General features: G+C 38.8%; 16 protein-coding genes. 1 reads left to right on the forward strand and 15 read right to left on the reverse strand.

Translation table 11 applies throughout. The features are described from left to right. Positions 1-166: 166 nt before the first annotated feature. Both ACO1O5_RS00685 and ACO1O5_RS00690 read right to left on the reverse strand, forming a co-directional pair. On the reverse strand, positions 167-2,185 hold the full coding sequence (locus ACO1O5_RS00685) for a glutaminase family protein (RefSeq protein ID WP_486267451.1): 2,019 nt from the start codon (positions 2,183-2,185) through the stop codon (positions 167-169). Positions 2,186-2,374: 189 nt separating this feature from the next. After that, entirely contained in the window at positions 2,375-3,142 is a 768-nt protein-coding gene (locus tag ACO1O5_RS00690; protein WP_486267454.1) for an SDR family NAD(P)-dependent oxidoreductase, read from the reverse strand. Between the two features lie 317 nt (positions 3,143-3,459). Here ACO1O5_RS00690 and ACO1O5_RS00695 point away from each other — a divergent pair, with 317 nt between their 5' ends. Further along, positions 3,460-4,575 carry a Gfo/Idh/MocA family protein gene (locus tag ACO1O5_RS00695; protein ID WP_486267456.1) on the forward strand — a complete coding sequence of 372 codons (1,116 nt, stop codon included), beginning with the start codon at positions 3,460-3,462 and terminating at the stop codon, positions 4,573-4,575. Between the two features lie 30 nt (positions 4,576-4,605). Here ACO1O5_RS00695 and ACO1O5_RS00700 read toward each other — a convergent pair whose 3' ends face one another. The 13 genes from ACO1O5_RS00700 to ACO1O5_RS00760 all read right to left on the reverse strand — a co-directional run bounded on the left by ACO1O5_RS00700 (position 4,606) and on the right by ACO1O5_RS00760 (position 18,498). Continuing rightward, positions 4,606-4,782, reverse strand: a complete 177-nt coding sequence (locus ACO1O5_RS00700) for a hypothetical protein (RefSeq protein WP_486267461.1) — start codon at positions 4,780-4,782, stop codon at positions 4,606-4,608. Between the two features lie 2 nt (positions 4,783-4,784). Next, positions 4,785-5,534: a Dph6-related ATP pyrophosphatase gene (locus ACO1O5_RS00705; protein WP_486267463.1), complete on the reverse strand. Its 750-nt coding sequence runs from the start codon at positions 5,532-5,534 to the stop codon at positions 4,785-4,787. A gap of 248 nt (positions 5,535-5,782) precedes the next feature. Further along, a complete protein-coding gene (locus tag ACO1O5_RS00710; protein WP_486267465.1) occupies positions 5,783-7,654 on the reverse strand; it encodes a tetratricopeptide repeat-containing sensor histidine kinase in 1,872 nt (623 codons plus the stop codon). Between the two features lie 618 nt (positions 7,655-8,272). After that, the gene (locus ACO1O5_RS00715; protein WP_486267467.1) at positions 8,273-8,770 is read right to left on the reverse strand and encodes a YybH family protein; all 498 of its coding nucleotides are present in this window, start codon (positions 8,768-8,770) and stop codon (positions 8,273-8,275) included. A gap of 289 nt (positions 8,771-9,059) precedes the next feature. Then, positions 9,060-9,560: a GNAT family N-acetyltransferase gene (locus ACO1O5_RS00720; protein ID WP_486267469.1), complete on the reverse strand. Its 501-nt coding sequence runs from the start codon at positions 9,558-9,560 to the stop codon at positions 9,060-9,062. Then, complete coding sequence (locus ACO1O5_RS00725) at positions 9,541-10,041, reverse strand: ArsI/CadI family heavy metal resistance metalloenzyme (protein WP_486267471.1); 501 nt, start codon at positions 10,039-10,041, stop codon at positions 9,541-9,543. The genes ACO1O5_RS00720 and ACO1O5_RS00725 overlap by 20 nt, the downstream gene beginning before the upstream one ends. 71 nt (positions 10,042-10,112) lie before the next feature. Continuing rightward, entirely contained in the window at positions 10,113-10,703 is a 591-nt protein-coding gene (gene sigZ, locus ACO1O5_RS00730) for an RNA polymerase sigma factor SigZ (protein ID WP_486267473.1), read from the reverse strand. Between the two features lie 233 nt (positions 10,704-10,936). Beyond that, the gene (locus ACO1O5_RS00735; protein ID WP_486267475.1) at positions 10,937-11,800 is read right to left on the reverse strand and encodes an alpha/beta hydrolase family protein; all 864 of its coding nucleotides are present in this window, start codon (positions 11,798-11,800) and stop codon (positions 10,937-10,939) included. Between the two features lie 247 nt (positions 11,801-12,047). Continuing rightward, positions 12,048-12,794: a (S)-ureidoglycine aminohydrolase gene (gene allE, locus ACO1O5_RS00740; RefSeq protein ID WP_486267477.1), complete on the reverse strand. Its 747-nt coding sequence runs from the start codon at positions 12,792-12,794 to the stop codon at positions 12,048-12,050. Positions 12,795-12,796: 2 nt separating this feature from the next. Continuing rightward, positions 12,797-13,987 carry an alpha/beta hydrolase-fold protein gene (locus ACO1O5_RS00745; RefSeq protein WP_486267479.1) on the reverse strand — a complete coding sequence of 397 codons (1,191 nt, stop codon included), beginning with the start codon at positions 13,985-13,987 and terminating at the stop codon, positions 12,797-12,799. 258 nt (positions 13,988-14,245) lie between these two features. Further along, positions 14,246-16,690, reverse strand: coding sequence for an ABC transporter permease (locus ACO1O5_RS00750; RefSeq protein WP_486267481.1), 2,445 nt, complete (start codon positions 16,688-16,690; stop codon positions 14,246-14,248). A gap of 498 nt (positions 16,691-17,188) precedes the next feature. Then, the gene (locus ACO1O5_RS00755; RefSeq protein WP_486267483.1) at positions 17,189-18,085 is read right to left on the reverse strand and encodes an IS3 family transposase; all 897 of its coding nucleotides are present in this window, start codon (positions 18,083-18,085) and stop codon (positions 17,189-17,191) included. A gap of 41 nt (positions 18,086-18,126) precedes the next feature. Next, the gene (locus tag ACO1O5_RS00760; RefSeq protein WP_486267485.1) at positions 18,127-18,498 is read right to left on the reverse strand and encodes a transposase; all 372 of its coding nucleotides are present in this window, start codon (positions 18,496-18,498) and stop codon (positions 18,127-18,129) included. Between the last annotated feature and the right edge of the window lie 224 nt (positions 18,499-18,722).

Consider the following 18,722-nt stretch of genomic DNA (forward strand, 5'->3'; position numbering starts at 1 on the left):
GCAATTTCACGGACGTCTTTGACATCCTCGCTAACAGCAGCGTTTTCATTTCCGGTAGTGTTTCAATTTGAACGTCTTTTCCCACCAAGCCACGAAGACCACCAAGAATTACTTTACATAAGAACCTGGCGATCCTTGTTTCTTTGTGGAAAACTGATAAAGTATCTCATTTCCCGCCATGCATCTTAACATCCAGCAATTTCATAAAATATCCTCCTACCACGCTTCGTGCCTGGAAGCCTACCTTTTTACCGTTGGTTGTCTCGTGCCAGTCGCTTAGTGGAACCCGTGTAGGCGTTTCCGTTACATACTTGTAAACTGGATCGATTAATGCTTCAAAGTCATGTTGATTTTGCGCAAGCGAAGCCGTCCACATAATCCAGTCGCTTTTGGTATATGTTTTACGGCTATCGAGCGGTAAGCCAAATTCATTTTGTTTGGTGAGGTAATATTTTATTTCCTTTTCATACACCTCTTTTGGAAAAAGATGGAGGTTCAGCACGATATCCCAAACCATGTTGTACTTCTGGCTCCAGCTATCTGTTCTATCAAACGTTAGTGCATAATGATCTCCTTCATCATCCATCTTCATCCAACGCAAAGCCATGCTCCTTGCCGTGTCCATGTATTTCTGTTCAATCGTTTTCATACCCTGCATACCGGCCAGCATTCCATAGCAACCGATGCCTTCAATAGCTTTTACCGAAAGGTTGGCATTGCGTGCCAGGTGTCCGGCAAAATCATCCGTGCATAATTGATTGGCAGGATCGAAACCTTCTTTCATTAAATAATTGGCCCATGTAGTTAATGTTTTCCAATGCTTCTTCGCATAGGCAGCATTTCCTTCTGCTTTGCAAATGGCAGCGGTAAGTATCACCATGTTGCCGGATTCTTCCACGGGCATTCCTTCGCCGTAAGTTTGACCGTTAGCAATTGGGTATGTTCCCAGGTCATGCGCCGCGAATGGGTTCGTCCATTTACCACTCTCGCTGAAATAAAATATTCCATTCAACATGCCTTCCATTAATTTAGGGTTATACGCCAGAAACAAAGGGGCGGATGGATAGGTTACATCAACGGTATTAACAGAGCCGTTGCTGAAGTTTTCTTTTGATAGAAATAAAATTTCACCCTGCGGGCTCTGCAATAATTTATGTGCGGCTATGCTTTGCCGGTAGGCGACGATACAAAGATCAGCGTAAGTTTTGCCGCCGGCGTTTACAAGATCAGCGTACAATTTTTTATTCCATGCTTCGCATTGCTGCATAACAGTTTTATAATCCGTTGCAGCTTTTGCCATTTGCTTTTCAATAGTTTCATTACCCTTCCTGTTCCACCACGGGCGAAGGTTGGTATGAAAATATTGTAAGGAATAGATATCATCATATGCCAGCATAAAATATTGTTCTTTTACCTGGTCCCCTACTTTACCCATTTTTATCGATGTATTTAAAACAAGATCTGTATCACTGCCTGGGTTAGACGCCATTTTGCCGGCAATAAATGTAGCCGCTGCTTGTGAAGCATCGCTAATATATTGAGAAGCCTTAACCGAAGCAGGCACTGCCACATACATATAACCCCAGTCAATCCGCACATCATCACCTTTCTTTTGTAAAACCGGTTGTGCTTTGGTACCGGCCTTTACAATGTTTAACCCTGATGAAGCGTATTGTTTGGCAACTACTTGCTCCGATGATGTATTGACAGCAATATTGGTTGAGGCACCCAAATAAATTTGTACATCATGACCTGCATGATCATTTGATTTCACAGCATACGTAATATAAGAAACAGGTCTTGACAGGATATCAATATCCTTAATTAGCAGAGGAGAAGTAAAAGTAATAACGGCATCTACGGGGCCGCAGGTAAAATCATAAATTGTCTGCGTGGCATTCATGGTTACATTTTTTTGCAGAGCCGCAGATTCCTGCGTTTCTCCGTTACCGTTACCTATAACGCGGTAAGTAGTTCCATCCACTTTTATTAAACCCGTTAATGGCTGATCGCGACCGGTCCAGTGTTTGGTAGGAGCCGCATTCAAGGTATCTGTCATTGACCAGATACTAAAATACGGATCATGAGTTATCAATGGGTAAGCAGGCGCCTTATGTACCTGTGCGAACAATGTTGACCAAGAGAAAAGAAAAATAAATATTGATATCGATTTCAAATGTTTCATGTAAAATGGTTTAATTCATTTATGTTTTTATCAATCGTAAATGTTAGGATATAAAGTAAGGGCAAAAAAATGAATTTCGGTTACATGATTTGATTTGCGGGTACGCGATGAAGCGCTGGTATCATTAACCATGACGATCCTACATCGTTATTCAGTGCGTATGGGCGATAATATTAGTTAGAAGCTAATTTACAAAGTTGTCCATCCTCCATCGATCAACAATGTAGTACCGGTAATAAGAGAGGCTGCGGGTGACGCGAGGAATAACACTGCGTTGGCAACATCTTTAGGTTCGCCTATTTTACCCAAAACTATTTTGGAGAGTACATGTTTTTTTGACTCTTCATTCGCAAGATATTCTTCCGTGCCGGGTGTATAGATAAAAGTAGGCGCCACAGCGTTTACAGTAATATTATGCTTGCCCCATTCGGCTGCAAGGCATTTGGTAAGATGAGCAATACCGGCCTTAGTCATGCAATACACTGATTCACCTGGCAACGCAACAAAACCAGCCTGCGAACTGAGATTTATAATTCTTCCATAATGTTGCTGTATCATCATTTTGCCAGCCGCCTGGCTCACGAAAAAAGTGCCTTTCAGGTTTACCTCCAGCGTGTGATCAAAGTCTTTTTCCGTTACATTTTCAGCCAGGTTTTCGGGGGCAATTCCTGCATTGTTGATTACAATATCAACTCTTCCATAATATTCTTTTATCTTTTCGAAAGCAGCATTTATTTCGTTCATGTTACTTACATCCATTTGCAGCGGTAATGCTTTCCTTCCCATCGCTTCTATTTCTTTTATCACTCCATTATCTGCATCAATATCTCTTAAGCCAAGTGCAATATCTGCACCTGCTTCCGCAAGTGCCAGGGCGCAGGCTCTTCCGATTCCCCTTGCCGCACCGGTAACGAGTGCGATCTTTCCCTGAACATTCACATCATCTGAGTTTCTCATTAGTATAAAGTTTTAGTTTCGAAAAAACATTTTTTTGCCAAAGAAAGGATAAAGGTAAAGAACGGAAATGCAATGTGCAGCCGCCATATTTATAGTGTTGCAAGATTCGATCTTCATTCTTTAAATAGATCCGAAGTAAAAAATCTGTCTTTTTCGCACTTTACAAAAACAATCCATCAGCGTTTTGTGCATTTGTACAAATACTATTTAAACGCCCGAAGTGTCTGTACATTTTTTTAACTTCACATACCGGGCATTGGTGTTCTGTTTCCACCAGGCGATGATTGATCTTAAACCATACACAAAACTTAGAAAATATGAAAAGGCAAATTTCAAATTCAACTTCCCGCAGGGATGTTATCAAAACAATTGCACTTGCGGGCGCAGGTGTACTGTTGTCGCCTTACAGTTTATTATCAGCAACCCGCAGGGGGAAAGAAAGGCTTGGCGTAGCGCTCGTTGGTTTAGGTTATTACAGCACGGACCTGCTTGCTCCGGCTCTGCAGCAAACAAAGGAGTGTTATCTTGCCGGCATTGTTACCGGTACTCCCTCTAAAGCCGAAGCCTGGAAAAAGAAGTACAATATTCCCGATAAAAATATTTACAACTACCAGACTTTTGACCAGATAGCAAATAATGATGATATAGATGTAATCTATGTAGTGCTTCCACCTTCTATGCACAAGGAATATGTAATACGGGCAGCGAATGCCGGCAAACATGTTTGGTGTGAAAAGCCAATGGCAATAACTGCCGCGGAATGCCAGGCGATGATTGATGCCTGCAACAGCAATAAGAAAAAACTGGCAATAGGTTACCGTCTTCACCATGAACCTAACACCCAGGAGTACACGAACATCATTAACAGGAAATTACTTGGAAACGTAAAGAAGGCAAGTTGCGGCGCAGGATATGTAGAGAACCGTACCAATCACTGGAAGCAAAATAAGGCGATGGGCGGAGGAGTGCTTTACGATATGGGCGTATATGCCATACAAGGAGCACGCCTCGGAACTGGTATGGAGCCCATAGCTATCATATCTGCAAAAACTTCTACAACACGGCCTGAAATTTACAAGAACGGCCTCGATGAAACAACTGTGGCAACGCTGGAATTTCCTGGTGGTGTAATGGCGGACATTAAAACCAGTTTTGGAGAGAACATAAATTACCTGGATGTCTATTGCGAAAAAGGCGATCTCCATGTATCTCCTTACCAGGCGTATGCAGGTGTAAAGGCCATAAGTCCTTTAGGCGAAATAAATCATCCTTACAACATACCCTGGCAGCAAGCCAAACAAATGGATGATGACTCGATATCCATCAAGGAGAATAAACCCATGCTCGTACCCGGTGAAGAAGGCCTTCGCGATATAAGAATTGTGGAAGCCATTTATAAATCCGCAGGCACGGGGCAGCGGGTGACGATGTAGTAATTATTGAAGACAGTTTGTTACTCTAGATCAACCTTCGCCCGGGTTCGTGGCACACGAAACATTTCTCCAGCTTAAATAAATTTCGTCTGCCCGTAACCGTTGCCAAACCTGCCAGCAGGCGGGCGGTTTATGATTAAAAGTTCTGCTGTAAATTTTAAAAAAAGTTGTTTCGTGTGCCACGTACAAAGGCCTTTGTAAAGGCATCTTTATATTTCGGACGTATCCGTTTGTTTAAACTCTGCCGGTAACAAGTCGCAAAACCAAAATCCTTTTGTTGTAATGTTTGACGGAAGAGAACAATCATCACTTGTCTTTATTTCAAGTGGTTTATAAATTTTTTCACCAATTGTGAAATCAATTTTCTTTTTAAATAAAGGTCCGGCATAACAAAAGGTATGGTATTCACCGTTTTCACCGCAAGGGTCAACCTTTTCTGGCAGTTCAGCAATAAATGATTTATCTATTTCCCTGCCCGCCCATTCTTTGCCAAGGTATCCGTCATTTGTGCAACAAACAACTGTTTTAAATTGCTTACCAACAAAATCATTTATAAGAATTGCTGTGTCCATTTTCCATAACGGAAAAACTCCTTTCATTCCTACCTTCGCTAAATTCTTTTCACGATATACTCTTAAATCTTCTAAAAAGATGTCGCCAAAAATCACATGCTCAATTCCTTCTGATTTGGCTTTTAACAAAGCTTCTTCCATTCTTTTTTCATACTCATCATTGGTTCCTTCCGTTATGCTTACTTTCAGGAGTGGAATACCGATTGATTCGATTTGATTATCCAATAGTTCTTCTCTAACGCCATGCATTGAAATTCTTTTAAACTTTTTGTTTATAGTGGTCAGGAGATATTTTACATCAAATAACTCCCCTGTTAAAACTTTGTGCAGGCAATAAGAAGAATCTTTTCCTCCACTCCAGCAAAATATAGCTCTAGGTTTGCTCATTTGTCTGTGCTTTAATATTTTTTGTGTTATACCTGGCGTTGTCATTATCTTTCCGTATTCGATTCACGGCACACATTGCGCCAAAATGAGGGTAAAACACATTGACAGCTTCTGTTTTCGGCTATTCCATCTAATTCAATAAAATAATTACACAAGGAATATGCTGAGCTGCGACTTATTAAATGATCTAACGACTATTGGGGTCCCGCCAACATTTTTCTTTCTAATACACCTTTTTTGTTTCGCCATTACGCGGCTTTGGGCGATTCAAATTCAAAGAATATATGGGTACCATTGGTGTTATCCTCCTTCATGACGCCGCCTAATTGCCGTGTAAGGATGGAGATGAGTTGTCCACCGAAGCCGGTGCCGGTGATCTTGCCGCTTTTGCCCACACCATTATCGGATACCAGCATTTGTAAATTGCCATTGACCGCCTGCTCTAATTTGATTTGCACTTTCCCGTTTCTTCCTTCCGGGAAAGCGTACTTAATAGTGTTGGTAAGAAGTTCGTTTACAATAAGACCAAGCGGCACTGCCGTATCTATATCTACATTCAAAGTACTCATGCTGCATTCCACCTGCACCCTATTATGTGCATCAAAGGAATCAAGTATGCTTTCGCTGAGGTTGATGAAATAATCTTTCATTTCAATTGCGCCAAGGTTTTCTCCCTGGTATAATTTCTGGTGAACAATACCGATGGAATGAACACGGTTCTGGCTGGCGAGCATGGCTTCTTTCGTGTCGGGATCGTCCATTTGGTTGCTTTGTAAAGCGAGCAGGCTGCTAACAACTTCAAGATTGTTTTTTACCCGATGATGAATTTCTTTCAGCAATAATTCATTCTCTTCATTCCTGGCAACGAGCGATGCCTGCGTAGTATTGAGTGCTGCAACCGTTTTTTCTATTTTATCGTTTTTGTCTTTTAAAACCAGGTTTGCTTTTTGTTTGCTGCGATTATTGCGATAAAGAATAAATGAAATTACCAGTGCTCCTAAGAAGAGCGCAACAGCGGCATTAAAACGTAATTTATTTTCAGCGTCAACCTCAGCTAAGTTTAAATCATCAATGCGTTGTTTTTCTTTTATTTCCAGTTGTTTAACCTGTTTGGTTTTTTCAATATTTGTAACAGTATCTTTTGCAACTGTTGAAATTTTTAAAAAGTTGTAGGCTCTTGCCGGATCTGTTTTTTCAAAAACCTGGGATAATAAATGAGAGGAATTCATTATCACGAGGTAATTTTTGAATTTAGTTGCCCCGGCCAGTGTAAGGCTTGCATATTTTTGAGCTGAGTCCGATTGATGCTGATTAAAATAAATCTGTGCTAATTCATTTTCCACCTCATTTTCAAAAAAACCTTCGTTTCCGTTTGAAGCCCTCAAGATCTGTTTACAATAATTTACCGCATCTTCATATTTTCCGAGCTTGCTATTAATTTGGGCCAGTATTAGCATTGGATAACTTTCCTGCAACGGAAAATATCGTTTTGAAAATGCCACTGTTTCCATGGCGAAATGATAAGACGAATCCAGGTTATTTAATCTTTCATGTTCCTGGGCTAATAAGAACATGGCACTCCATTGAGTAAAATTATCTGATTGTTTTATTTTGGGGTGATAGTATGCTTTTTGTGCCCACTTTAATGCCTCCTTATCATCCCCTAATTTCTGATACAGTAAGCCCATCATATTTATTCCAAATATCTCTCTTACCGGGGCATATTTTTTACTAAGATCTATTACTTCATATGCCGTACTAAAGCCTTTTTCAAATGAAGATGTAATGGCATAGGAGAAAGAAAGTGCCTCTAAACATTCCAGTTCCCCAATCGGGAATTTTATTTTTTTTGCCAAATCAAGGCCTTTGTTCGCCAATTCAATTGATTCGCCGGCATTACTGAGCGTTTTAACCCGGCTCAGCCAATACAAAGCGTGCACCTTAGTTGTGTCTGCAGTGTTTCCTTTTAAGATATTATTAAAACTATCTATCGCGGCCGGCTCTATTGAAATGGGCTGTGCAACCAGTGTATTAACACTTAATAAAGTTGTCAGCACTACCAGCATAGTTTTTTCATTTTTAAATATTTTGTTTAAACGAAGAAGAAAATAATAATGCATGGGTTTATATTTTTAAGCTGCTCTGGCTCTCCTGCCCCGGCTCATGCTTGCGAGCCACAAAATACCTTATTTTATGCTGAATAAGGTGGCAAGCTTCAAGCATAATATATTAATTTCCTACCAAGGTATTTGCGTTTACGATAAAACGTTACTAAAAAGAATTACGAACCTGGTTAAAATCGGTAAACATGAATGAGAATAAAACTTGCAATTCTTTCAGGTGGTACAAGAAGCCTTAGCTTTAGGTCATGCCCCCTGTTCATCCGAGTAAAAAGAAAGTTCCATGGCGCAAATATGAGGCTTAGCACAAGCCTGGCTTACTTGTGACACTCCATACTAAGTACAACTTAATGAAACCAATCCTTTTGTCCCGCAGAAATCCCGAGCATTGCTATACTTCCAATCTTCCTCTCTTGTTACAAAACCCGCCTGCACAGGGTTCTGATGTATGTAAGCCAAAATACACCTTATCATTATCGTGGAATTTAAATTTACAGCTTATATGCTAATATAAGCATCTCTTCAACATGGCACAAGTATAGCCAACACACAAAGCCAGGCTACCAAACTTATGCCAACGCAACCTTTCCATATAACTGAGCGAATGGAGCGAAGATTTTATTTTGCCGCTGGCACACTTGTACTTCCAATGTCACGATACAATTTCCACTCGCCATTTCGTTTTTCCCACACCACAACATATTTGCCTCTATCAATTATTGATTTATTGCCATCTTTCATTTCATAATTGCCAGTTTCAATCACGAATGCGGGATCTCCGGTGATATCAGTAGTGGAAAAGGTCATTTCTTTGATCCCCATGCGTATCGCAGAACCCCATGCATTAAGAATATCATTTCCTTTTACGACTTCGCTATTGTCAAGCAATAACTCAGCATCTGACCAATAATGAGATGCTAACGCAAAAGAATCGCCGGCAGCGATTTGTTCTGAAAATTTTGTGTTAATGCTATCGATAAATGATTTTGCCCATTGTTTGTTGAAGGGCGAATTTTGAGCTTTTGGATTAGCAGATTTTTCTGAGTTCTGTGGATTACAGGAGAGCAAGCCATAGCAATTCAAGACTGCAAAAATTATTACGAATTTTTTCCGCATAGTATTTGATTTAGCTTTTAATCCTTAATAAATTAGTTGAAATATATTAAGATGTCAATTCAAAGTGACGCACAATGGTAAGGCGTGCTGCTGTGCTGGAATTTTATATCGGTCAGCCCGCAACGTTAGCCCAATTTTTCTGCCAGGTGCAGAAGTCCTATAATTTGGTTTTGATTAATTTAGTCTCAACTTTCATAATCTGACTTTTTGGGGTTAATGAATAAGTGTCGTTACTTAAAGTTAATCCCAATTGTCAGATTAAATATTGACTATTTCACCTTATATCTCGTCAATCTATTCCTACCACTTTACTACGCCTTTCCAAAATGAAGTTGTCTTTCCAAATATCTTTTAGTTTGCCAATTTTTTCTCTGTGCCCTATAACTCTAAAGCCTGCACTTTCGTGAAGTTTTACACTTGCAATATTGTCGGTAAGTATGCCTGCTTGTAAAGTCCAAATATTGTTAGCTTCACTTTCGGTTATTAGGCTCTGTAAAAGCAATTTTCCAATTCCCTTTCCTTTGTGTGTGTCTGCTACATACACACTCACTTCTGCAACGCCACCATAAACACATCTGCCTGAAACTGGGCTAAGTGCAGCCCAACCTGCAATTTCATTATTTTTAATTGCTACAAGCCTTGCAAATGTTAAGTGTCCACTATTCCATTTGTCCCATGTTGGTACAGTTGTTTCAAAAGTGGCAATGCCTGTTGCAATGCCACTTTCATAAATTTGTTTTACATTGCCCCAATGCTCTTGTAGCATTGGTCTAATTATTACAGCTTCCATTGTCGCAAGTTTTTTCTGTTATTATAGCTGTTTCAAGTATGGCATTTTTGCCATCATTACCTGTCCATTTTTCCATTACTTCAGGTGCAGGTCTTGCATTAATACCTTCGCCATAAACTGTTGCACTGCCGTGTGTATAAAACGCTTCCCAGTCAACACCTTGTGGGTCAGTTATCCAACTTTTTTGGGATTTTGAATAGCAACAAGTGCATTCTCCTTCTTCTCTTACAGTTCCTTTTGCTTTTTGCATATTAGCAAAAACTTCGTGTAACTCTGCTTCGGTTTCTAATTGCAAACCCAAATGTTCAATACCATTTTCGCTGTGACCTCTTGAAATAGCATAGTTAATTCTTGGGTCTTCCAACATCCATTTTGCATAGTCAGCTTTTTGTACTGTTGGCTGTGTGTTAAATAAAGCATTGTAAAACTCAATGCTTTCATCAAGGTTTTTCACTCTTACGTGAACGTGAAATCTTTTCATTTTTTCTGTATTTAATTGTGGGTAATTTAAAAATCACAATCAAGACGCAGAAGTGTCAAAAAAGATGCAAATCATTTTTGTAACTCTTTCTTTACTTTTTGTAAAGGCTCACAACTTGCTTTAATGTCAAAAGAAATTAAGTTGCCTTGTGTGTCTGTTTCAAAATGGCAGCAAGTAATAAATTCTGTTTTAAGTAATTGTCTTGCCCTTTGTATTCTGGATTTTGTGGCTGGTAGTGATAAGTTTAATTTTTCTGCTATATCGGCTTGTTTCATATTGTCAATGTCAGCTAGTTTTAAAGGAACTGCATATTCTTTTGGCAAGAAGTCAAGCATTGGCAAGATGTAATTTGTTGCTTCGCTAAACGCTACATTTTGGTCTTCGTTTTCCAAGTCATTTAAGTTGTCTAAGTCCGTAAACTTTGATTGCTTGCGATAATGGTCTGTTATTGTATTTTGTGCAATTTGAAAAAGCCAACTTCTAATATTTCTAACACCTGATTTTGAAATACAAAAATTGTAAACTTTCAATAAAACGTCTTGTAAAATATCATTTGTCAAGTCCTGGTCTTTCACTCTTTTTAAAATGAAGTTTCTTAACTCGTTTTTATGCTCTTGCCAAAGTGCAGGAACATCACAATTAGTCTTTATTTCTTTTTGCATTGTCATTTAAACGTTGTGTGCTTGTTAGGGTTGCCGATAACGGCTACCCATTGGCGATGGCGGGGCATTCAGTGAATTTTCAGCCGGAACAAAAGTACAGTAAACGAACAAATAGTTGAGATTATGATTCATAGCTCAATAGAGAATTTTCAGCCCGAACTACAGCCTAATAGCGAACAAAAAGCTGATGAAATGCACGTCAGCCCCAGCTATTGCGATTGTTGTACCCTGCTTTATTTGTCAAGAAACGTAAGGACCTTATTTATTAATGAAACTCTTTTATTAGTAAAAGAATGATCAGTCTGCCAAACATCATATTCGAAATATACAGGAGTTAAGTTTTGAATAGCTTTGGCAATTTTTTTATTTCTTTCATGTTCATCCAGCATAATAATTTGTTTTTGCTTTAATGGGTCTATGTTTTTTTCCAAATTAAAATATTCATCTCTTTCCAATACAGGTTGAAATCTATCTTTTAGCGATCCGTTTAAAACAAAAAATTTACCCAGTGTATCGGCGTCCATGTTAAAAGCATTTAGCTCTGTTCCGGTAAGCTGCCTTTTGTATTGATTATATATATCCCATGCTGACAAAATAAAAGCCTTCTTTACAGTGGGCAATTGTTGAATTGCTTTTAAAGCTACCCATCCTCCCATACTGTGTCCAAAAAGCACAATATTTGAAGTGTCAATTTTTAATGAGTCTTGATACTTGTCACAAAATGCTACAACATTAATTACATCCTTTACACAATTTTTAAAAGTAAACTTGCCCTGGCTTCCCCATGAACCTCTGTAATCAAAATAAATTACATTCCATCCATGCGCTCTTACTACTTGAGCAATGTCAAGATTGCGTTCATAGCCAGGATAACCATGTAAAAGCAACAATGTGGGATGTTTTCCAGTTCCATTGGCGCTATACATAAGCCCTGCTAAAAGGGCATTATCAGACGGTATAAATAATATTTCAGAACCTGCCGGAGAGTTTTTGTCCCATGATATGTCTTTTAATACAATGCTGTCCGATTGTGCAAAAACGTAAGTTGATATAAAAAGAGTAAGCAAAAATAGAATATGTCTAATCAATCTGGTCATGCTGATAGTTTTAGATATCCGTGAAAAAGTAGCGTACAACGGGACACGGCTTAGCGATGTGGCGGTATTTGAAAATTGTCAGCCCGCAACCGCTGTTAAATTTATAACTAAAAGTTCATTGTTTACACTATTGCTTCGTGTTATTCGTCGGCTGGAACTGAAGCCTAATAGGGAAAGTTGAGCATTTATTCGTCGCCCCGCCATGTTGCCAAAGACCGCCTGTTGTGCCTTCGCTTTTCTTTTTCATTCAAATTTTTGTTGGAAACCGATTCACATTCTTGTAATAAATATACACGGCAGGCTCTTTACCCATAGCTGTAAACCATTGCTGGCAATAAGGAGCCATCCAAATGCTATCACCTTTCTTTACAGGATACCACTTTTGGTCAAGCATATACACACCTTGCCCTTGTAAAAACAACATTCCGTGTTCCATAATGTGTGTCTCAACAAATGGCAAATGTCCACCCCTCTCGTAAGTGAAAATGTTTATCGCCATATCAAAAGATAAATCATCTGGCAATAATACCTGCAAGTATAAAGCATCATCACCGAGGTAAGAAGGTGCTGGAATATTAGCAGCATCGCCAAATAATATTTTCGGAGTGCTATAACTATTCAATTTTTCATAAACTTTATGGAACGTAATAATTTTTGTGCCTTCTTCAAATTGGTCAAATAAATAATTACTGTTAATCGGAACATATGCAAACTTTCCAACACTTAAATGCTTTGTTTCATTTGTCATAGTTGCTTTACAACTGCCTTCAATAATGTAAAAGAAAATTTGCGAATTGACTGTTTCGCCTTGTAGCATTGTATTTTTTTGAGCAGTAACAATTGTTTGGCAAAAATTGGCACTCATTGCCTCATTGATAATAACATTTACTGTGCAATTTGTCCAGCCTGGCACATTACTGTTTACATAGCCATCGGGTGCAATGATGGCATGATTACCTTTTACAATACTTCTTGTTAAAGCAGATATTTCCATAATTATTTCTTCTCTTTCAGGTTTTCTAATTTCCTTTTTGTGTCTGCATTGTTGCTTAATTGCAAGGCTCTTGTATAGCTTTCAATAGCTTTATCAATATTTCCTTTTGCTTCATAAAAATCGCCGATGCTATCAAATCCATTGGCATCTTGCGGATAGTTTTCAATATTCATTTTAAAGAAATATTCGGCTTTGTCCCATTTTTTAAAACTCATGCAGTTATATCCTAAAACATTTACTACATCTTTTGGTGGTATTACTTTGTAGCCCATTTTTTTTGATAAATTTTTAAAATGAGCATCAAATTGTTTATCAATATTATCTACTTCATTGCCGTATTTTGATGGGTCTATTTGCAGCAGATTTGTCTTGAATTGGTAAGAACTAAATAAAAATTTCAAAGCATCGTATTCGCCAATTAACGGTATGGTTTCATGTACTTCATCAGGATAAAATTTTGATGACCAAGTAAGCCCACATTGTTTTTCAGTTTTTAAAATATTGACAAATTGCAAAACAGAACGATACAAAACAGTATTGATTGTAGTGTCTTTTAATGCCGTTTGGTTGTTCATGCCGATAGGCATATCGTTTGCTCTGGCAATAAAAAGAGAAGTGTTGCCATATTTCTTTTTATGAAAATCTGATTTTGCTTGTTGCACCAATTTTTTGTTTTCCCACCATAAACTTGGGTCAATGGCAATGTAGGCGTTAAAAAGTGGAGTGCTATTCAATAAGGTATTTATAACCGTGAGACCACCTAATGAATGACCGCTAAATATGCGGTAAGGTGCTGTAGAGTAGGCGGAATCAATATGAGGTATTAATTCCATTTTTACAAATTTCATAAATCTATCACCACCGCCAGTATTATTTATTGTTGGCGTTAAATCTCTATTTCTATCTGTATTTGCAATCCCTACTACAATCATATCGCCCCAAATACTACTCATTTGTTTTATCATACCAACAGTAGCATAAAAGTGTTCTTCACCATCAAGCAAATACAAAACAGGATAACGCTGAAGACTTGTCTTATCAGCTTGTACAGGAGTATATATCAATAATGTTCGTTCTTCCTTTAATATATTGGAATAAAATTTTTCAGCTTTGCCGATGATGATATTTTCATGACTTTGACTTTTAGCACTAATAAAAGCAAAAAAGAAAACGATGCTTACGAGTATTTTCATTTTTATGATTTGTTGAACGGAATGTTTGTCAAAGTGAAGCACAACGAACAGGTATTGCCGATGGTGGGAAATCTTATATTTGTCCGCCCGTAACCGCTGCCCGGCTTTTTGATAAAGTTAAATATTAAGAACTAAAACTGAGCTTTGTTCGTCGAGTGCCGAAGTGCAGTATAACAGAATTACCGCTGAAGATTGCTCCGATGTCAAGCCCCACTATTGGCAATATCAATGTTGTTGTTGATGGCAGTTTTTTGTTAATTATTCGGTTCTTAAACTCTTTATCGGATTAGCCAGTGCAGCCCTTATAGATTCTATGCTGATAGTTGCCAATGCTATAAGCAACGTAATAATGCCTGCGCTGGCAAACACCCACCAGGCAGGCTGTATATGATAGGCATAATTGCGTAGCCATTGCTTCAATAATATATATGTGAACGGCCATGCCAGAAGGTTAGCCACAACAACCCATAATACAAATTGTTTTGAAATAGTAAGGGTTACTTCTGCAACACTTGCACCCAGCACTTTGCGTATGCCGATTTCTTTTTTGCGCTGTTCAGTAACAAACATGGCAAGCCCGAACAAACCCATACAGGCAACAAATACAGCGAGTATAGATAATATGGTTGATAGTGCACTTATCTTTTTTTCGTTGCTGTAAAGATTGTCAATTATATCATCCAGTGAACTGAAATAACATTTTTCAACAGGATGCATATTGTCCCATACGGTTTGTATGTAAGAACGCATGGCCGCAGTATTGTTGCCGGAATATTTTACCGTAATATAGGTGGCAGCCTGGCGCACTTTATCAAGGTGCAGTACAAGCGGTTGTACCTGCTCGTGCAGCGACTCATAATTAAAATCTTTTGTTACGCCTATAATATGGTAAATAAGCGGTACATCACGGTTGGAAAGCATTTTTATGCGTTGTCCTACAATTGACTTTGCATCAGGTGCAAAAGCTTTTGCAGCAGTTTCATTAATTACAACAGCCATACTGTCTGTGCCCATTGATGCATCAAAAAAACGGCCTTCTTTTAATGGGATACCAAAGGTGGAAGCAAAGTATTCATCCACATCTAAAAAAGAAGTGCGTACAGGTTGTGCACCAGTGTTGCCTTCATAAGTGTAAGCTGACCCAGGTACGCCGGAAGAAAACATAATCGAAGAATTAGTAACAGAAACCACAGCGGAATTCTTCATCAATTCCTGCAGGAATGATTGCAGGTTATCGCCCAATGCAGAGCCGTTAGTAATAGTGATAAGTCCCGGTGTTCGCATGCCAATATCTTTATGCTGCATAAAACTAAGCTGGCTTTTTACGGTAATCATGCCAATAATGAAGGCTATGGAAATAGCAAACTGGCTTATCACCAATACGCTGCGCATGGTATTCCTGCTTTTATGTTGCAGGCCTTTCAAGGTTTCTACCGGCCTGAATTTGGAAAGATATAGAGCGGGATAAATTCCTGATAGTAGTGCAACTGTTATGGTAAACAAGAATAACAGCGGGATGGTTTTATAACTGCTAAACAATGATAGTTCTACGGTTTTGCCGGTAAGCTGGTTAAGCCAGGGTAACGCAAGGGTTACCAGCAGTAAAGCTACACTTACAGCAGTAACAGTGGTCATCATGGCCTCTGTAAAATACTGCACCATCAACTGCCACCGTGCCGAGCCAAGTGTTTTGCGTATGCCCGTTTCTTTGGCTTTTTTTTCTGTGCGTGCAGTGGCGATATTAATAAAGTTGAACACTGCAATCAGCAATACAAACAGTGCAGAGGCAATAAAGATGCGCACATAAACAATATCGCCCGTTCTGTTATTCCCCCATTCACTGTTGGGCTCAATGCCATATTTCTCTTTTGAATAAAGGTATATTTCTGTAAGCGGCTCAAACCGTATTTCATATGCATTATTGCTTTTCAAAAAATCAGCGTAAGGCACTTTCAGTTCTTTGGCAATCTGGGCGCCGGCACCTTCATCAACTAATTTTTTCAGCTTTGCCTGAACAGTTTTTACGTCAGCCCCTTTTTTAAGCTTAACAAAATCGGAGTATCCCGATGACAACCAGTCGGCATCATCCCTGCCATGTATGGTGCCGAGCGATAAAAGCATATCAGCATTAAAATGTGAATTGGAAGGAAAGTCTGTCATTACTGCCGATATCATAAATGGAAGCGAGTTGTTTATGATAAGTTGTTTGCCAACAGGGTTTACGTTACCAAAATAACGTTTGGCAGTGGTCTCAGTAAGCACTAACATATTCGGTTTTGTTAGTGCCGTTGCTGCATTTCCATATAGTAACGGATGATTGAAAACTTTAAAGTAGTTAGAGTCTGCTGTATAAATCCTGTATTCCCTAAAAGCTTTATCACCATACTTAACATTAAATGCATTTTCATAACCAACCAGTGTACTGGTTTCAACTTCAGGAATATTATTTCGCAATGCATAAGCCACCGGCGGGCTGGTTTTCGCATTGTTTGATTCTGCGCCATTCAGACTTACATGTAAATACAGGCGATAGATTCGATCTGCATCTTTGTAATAAGCATCATAACCAAATTCATTGCCTGCATACAAGTAAAGTACAATCGCACAGGCCAGGCCAATCGCTAGGCCACCTATATTAATGATTGCTATCTTCGGGTTTTGACGTAAACTGCGCCATGCTACTTTTATATAACGTTGTATCATATAGATTGATTCCGTTTCTGCCTAAGGCAAACGAAATATTAAGTTTCTAATTAATTATGCATTAAACTAAGAAAATGCCAGTTTACACTTCTTTGATTCCCAACAAATTGGTTTCGCTAATCAAAATTAAAGTGCGTCATTTCGATACAGTAGTGTCCGCTTTTATTACAACTTAAAATTAATTTGATTGAAGCAGTTAAAATTTGTCTAAACAAGTTGCAACCAACGGCCACGCATTTATGCAGGCCGGGAAATAGAATTCGGTCTGCCCATAACCGTTAGCCAAATTTATAATTTAAGTTCATTGTTATTACTATAGCCTGCCAAAGTTACTTCAGCCCGGAACTAATGCTGAAACATGCACTGACCCGTCCTGAAAAAAGTTGACAGTTATAAATAATAATCCTGCTGTTGGTTGACAAAGATAATTCATCCGGATTACGGTTGACATTTGAGGTGCCAGCCGTGCGTGGCCACAAAAAAATCGTAGCCCCATAGCTAAAGATTTTTTTTGTGTGGCTGCCCATTATATATCTCCAATAGTTCATCTCTTTTTTGTTGCCTTGGTTTATAATAATTTTTCCATCTTTTAATTTGAGGCCCTTTTTGTATGTGCACATGATGAGGTATCTGGTAATTGATACTGCTATGTACTCTTCTGAAATTGTAAACTGTTATGCACCTTGTTATATGTTGCATCGCTTCTCTTACATCGCTGTAGGTTTCTGCAATTAGTTCTGTTTTCAAAATGCCATTCACTCTTTCGGCCATAGCATTTTCATAAGGATCTCCGTTTTCTGTCATGCTGATTAATGCATAATGTTGTTTAAGCATTTTTACATATTCATTGCTGCAATATTGCATGCCCCTATCGCTGTGGTGGATTACAATTGCATCTGCCGGTTTTTGATCCATCGCTTTTTGTAAGGCAACTACAGCACTATCTACCCGCATATTATCGCTTACATGAAAGCCTACTATTTTTCGGCTATACCCATCCGTTATTAAATACAAATAGGCAAAACGATTTTCTTTTACGGGGATGAAAGTGATGTCTGCCACCCACAGTTCATGCGCATGCAGTGGCGTAAAATCCTTTACCAGGTTCGGGTAGCGGTAAAAGAAATGTTTAGAGTTAGTAGTGTGAACGCTTCTTTTTTTATTGCGAACCAACAGCTTGTTCTTCGCCAGTAAATTGAAAAATGCATCTCTTCCCATTGTTATATTCCTTTCTGCAAAGAAAGGTTGTAACATTACCATCAACTTGCGGCCGCCACACCTGGGTTGTTGTTTACGGATGTACAACACCTGTTCAATAATAAGCTGAGTCTTACTTAGTGTTTCAAATTGCAGTTTCTGATGTTTGTAAAATGCTTGTCTCGAATAACCAAACAACCGGCAAATTGATTGCAGACAAATTGCATCATTGCCTTGTATTAACTCCCGGGTTGTTTGGTGCCAGGCTTTTTTCTGATATCAATATGAAGCTCTCTTTCTGCTACCGTTATCATGGTATCCAGCGCCTTACTTCGCAACTTCTCCCATTCCAGTTGCTTTTCCAGTACCTCGATCTTTTTTTCTAATTCCGATTGATGCTCTTTGACTACCTGTTTAGAATTTTTACCCAATGTTTTTTGTTGAAGATCGTAAGTAATCTGTTTATGACTTCTGGGTAGGTCATGAATGCCTTGATGCACTAACACCCATTTGTTGATGGTAGTACGGTTAACACCATACTTTTTTGCGAGCTCACGGTAAGGGATGCCATCTTCTAAATACTCTCTTACCGCTTCTTTTTTTATATCCATTTTCGGTTGATTTTGTGTCAACCTATTTCAGGACAAGACAAACTAAAGTTGAGTATATATTCGTCGCCCCGCAATATTGCCAAACCGCCTGTGCTTGTTGCACAACTCACATCCTGTGCATAAAGATAGTTGCAAAAGGGTGGTTTGGAATATTAACTTAAAGTATGCAAGGAAAAAAACTTTACACCGAACAATTGTTCAAATCTTTCCAGCTCTCGCAACGG

The sequence above is a fragment of the Ginsengibacter sp. genome (assembly GCF_057362405.1).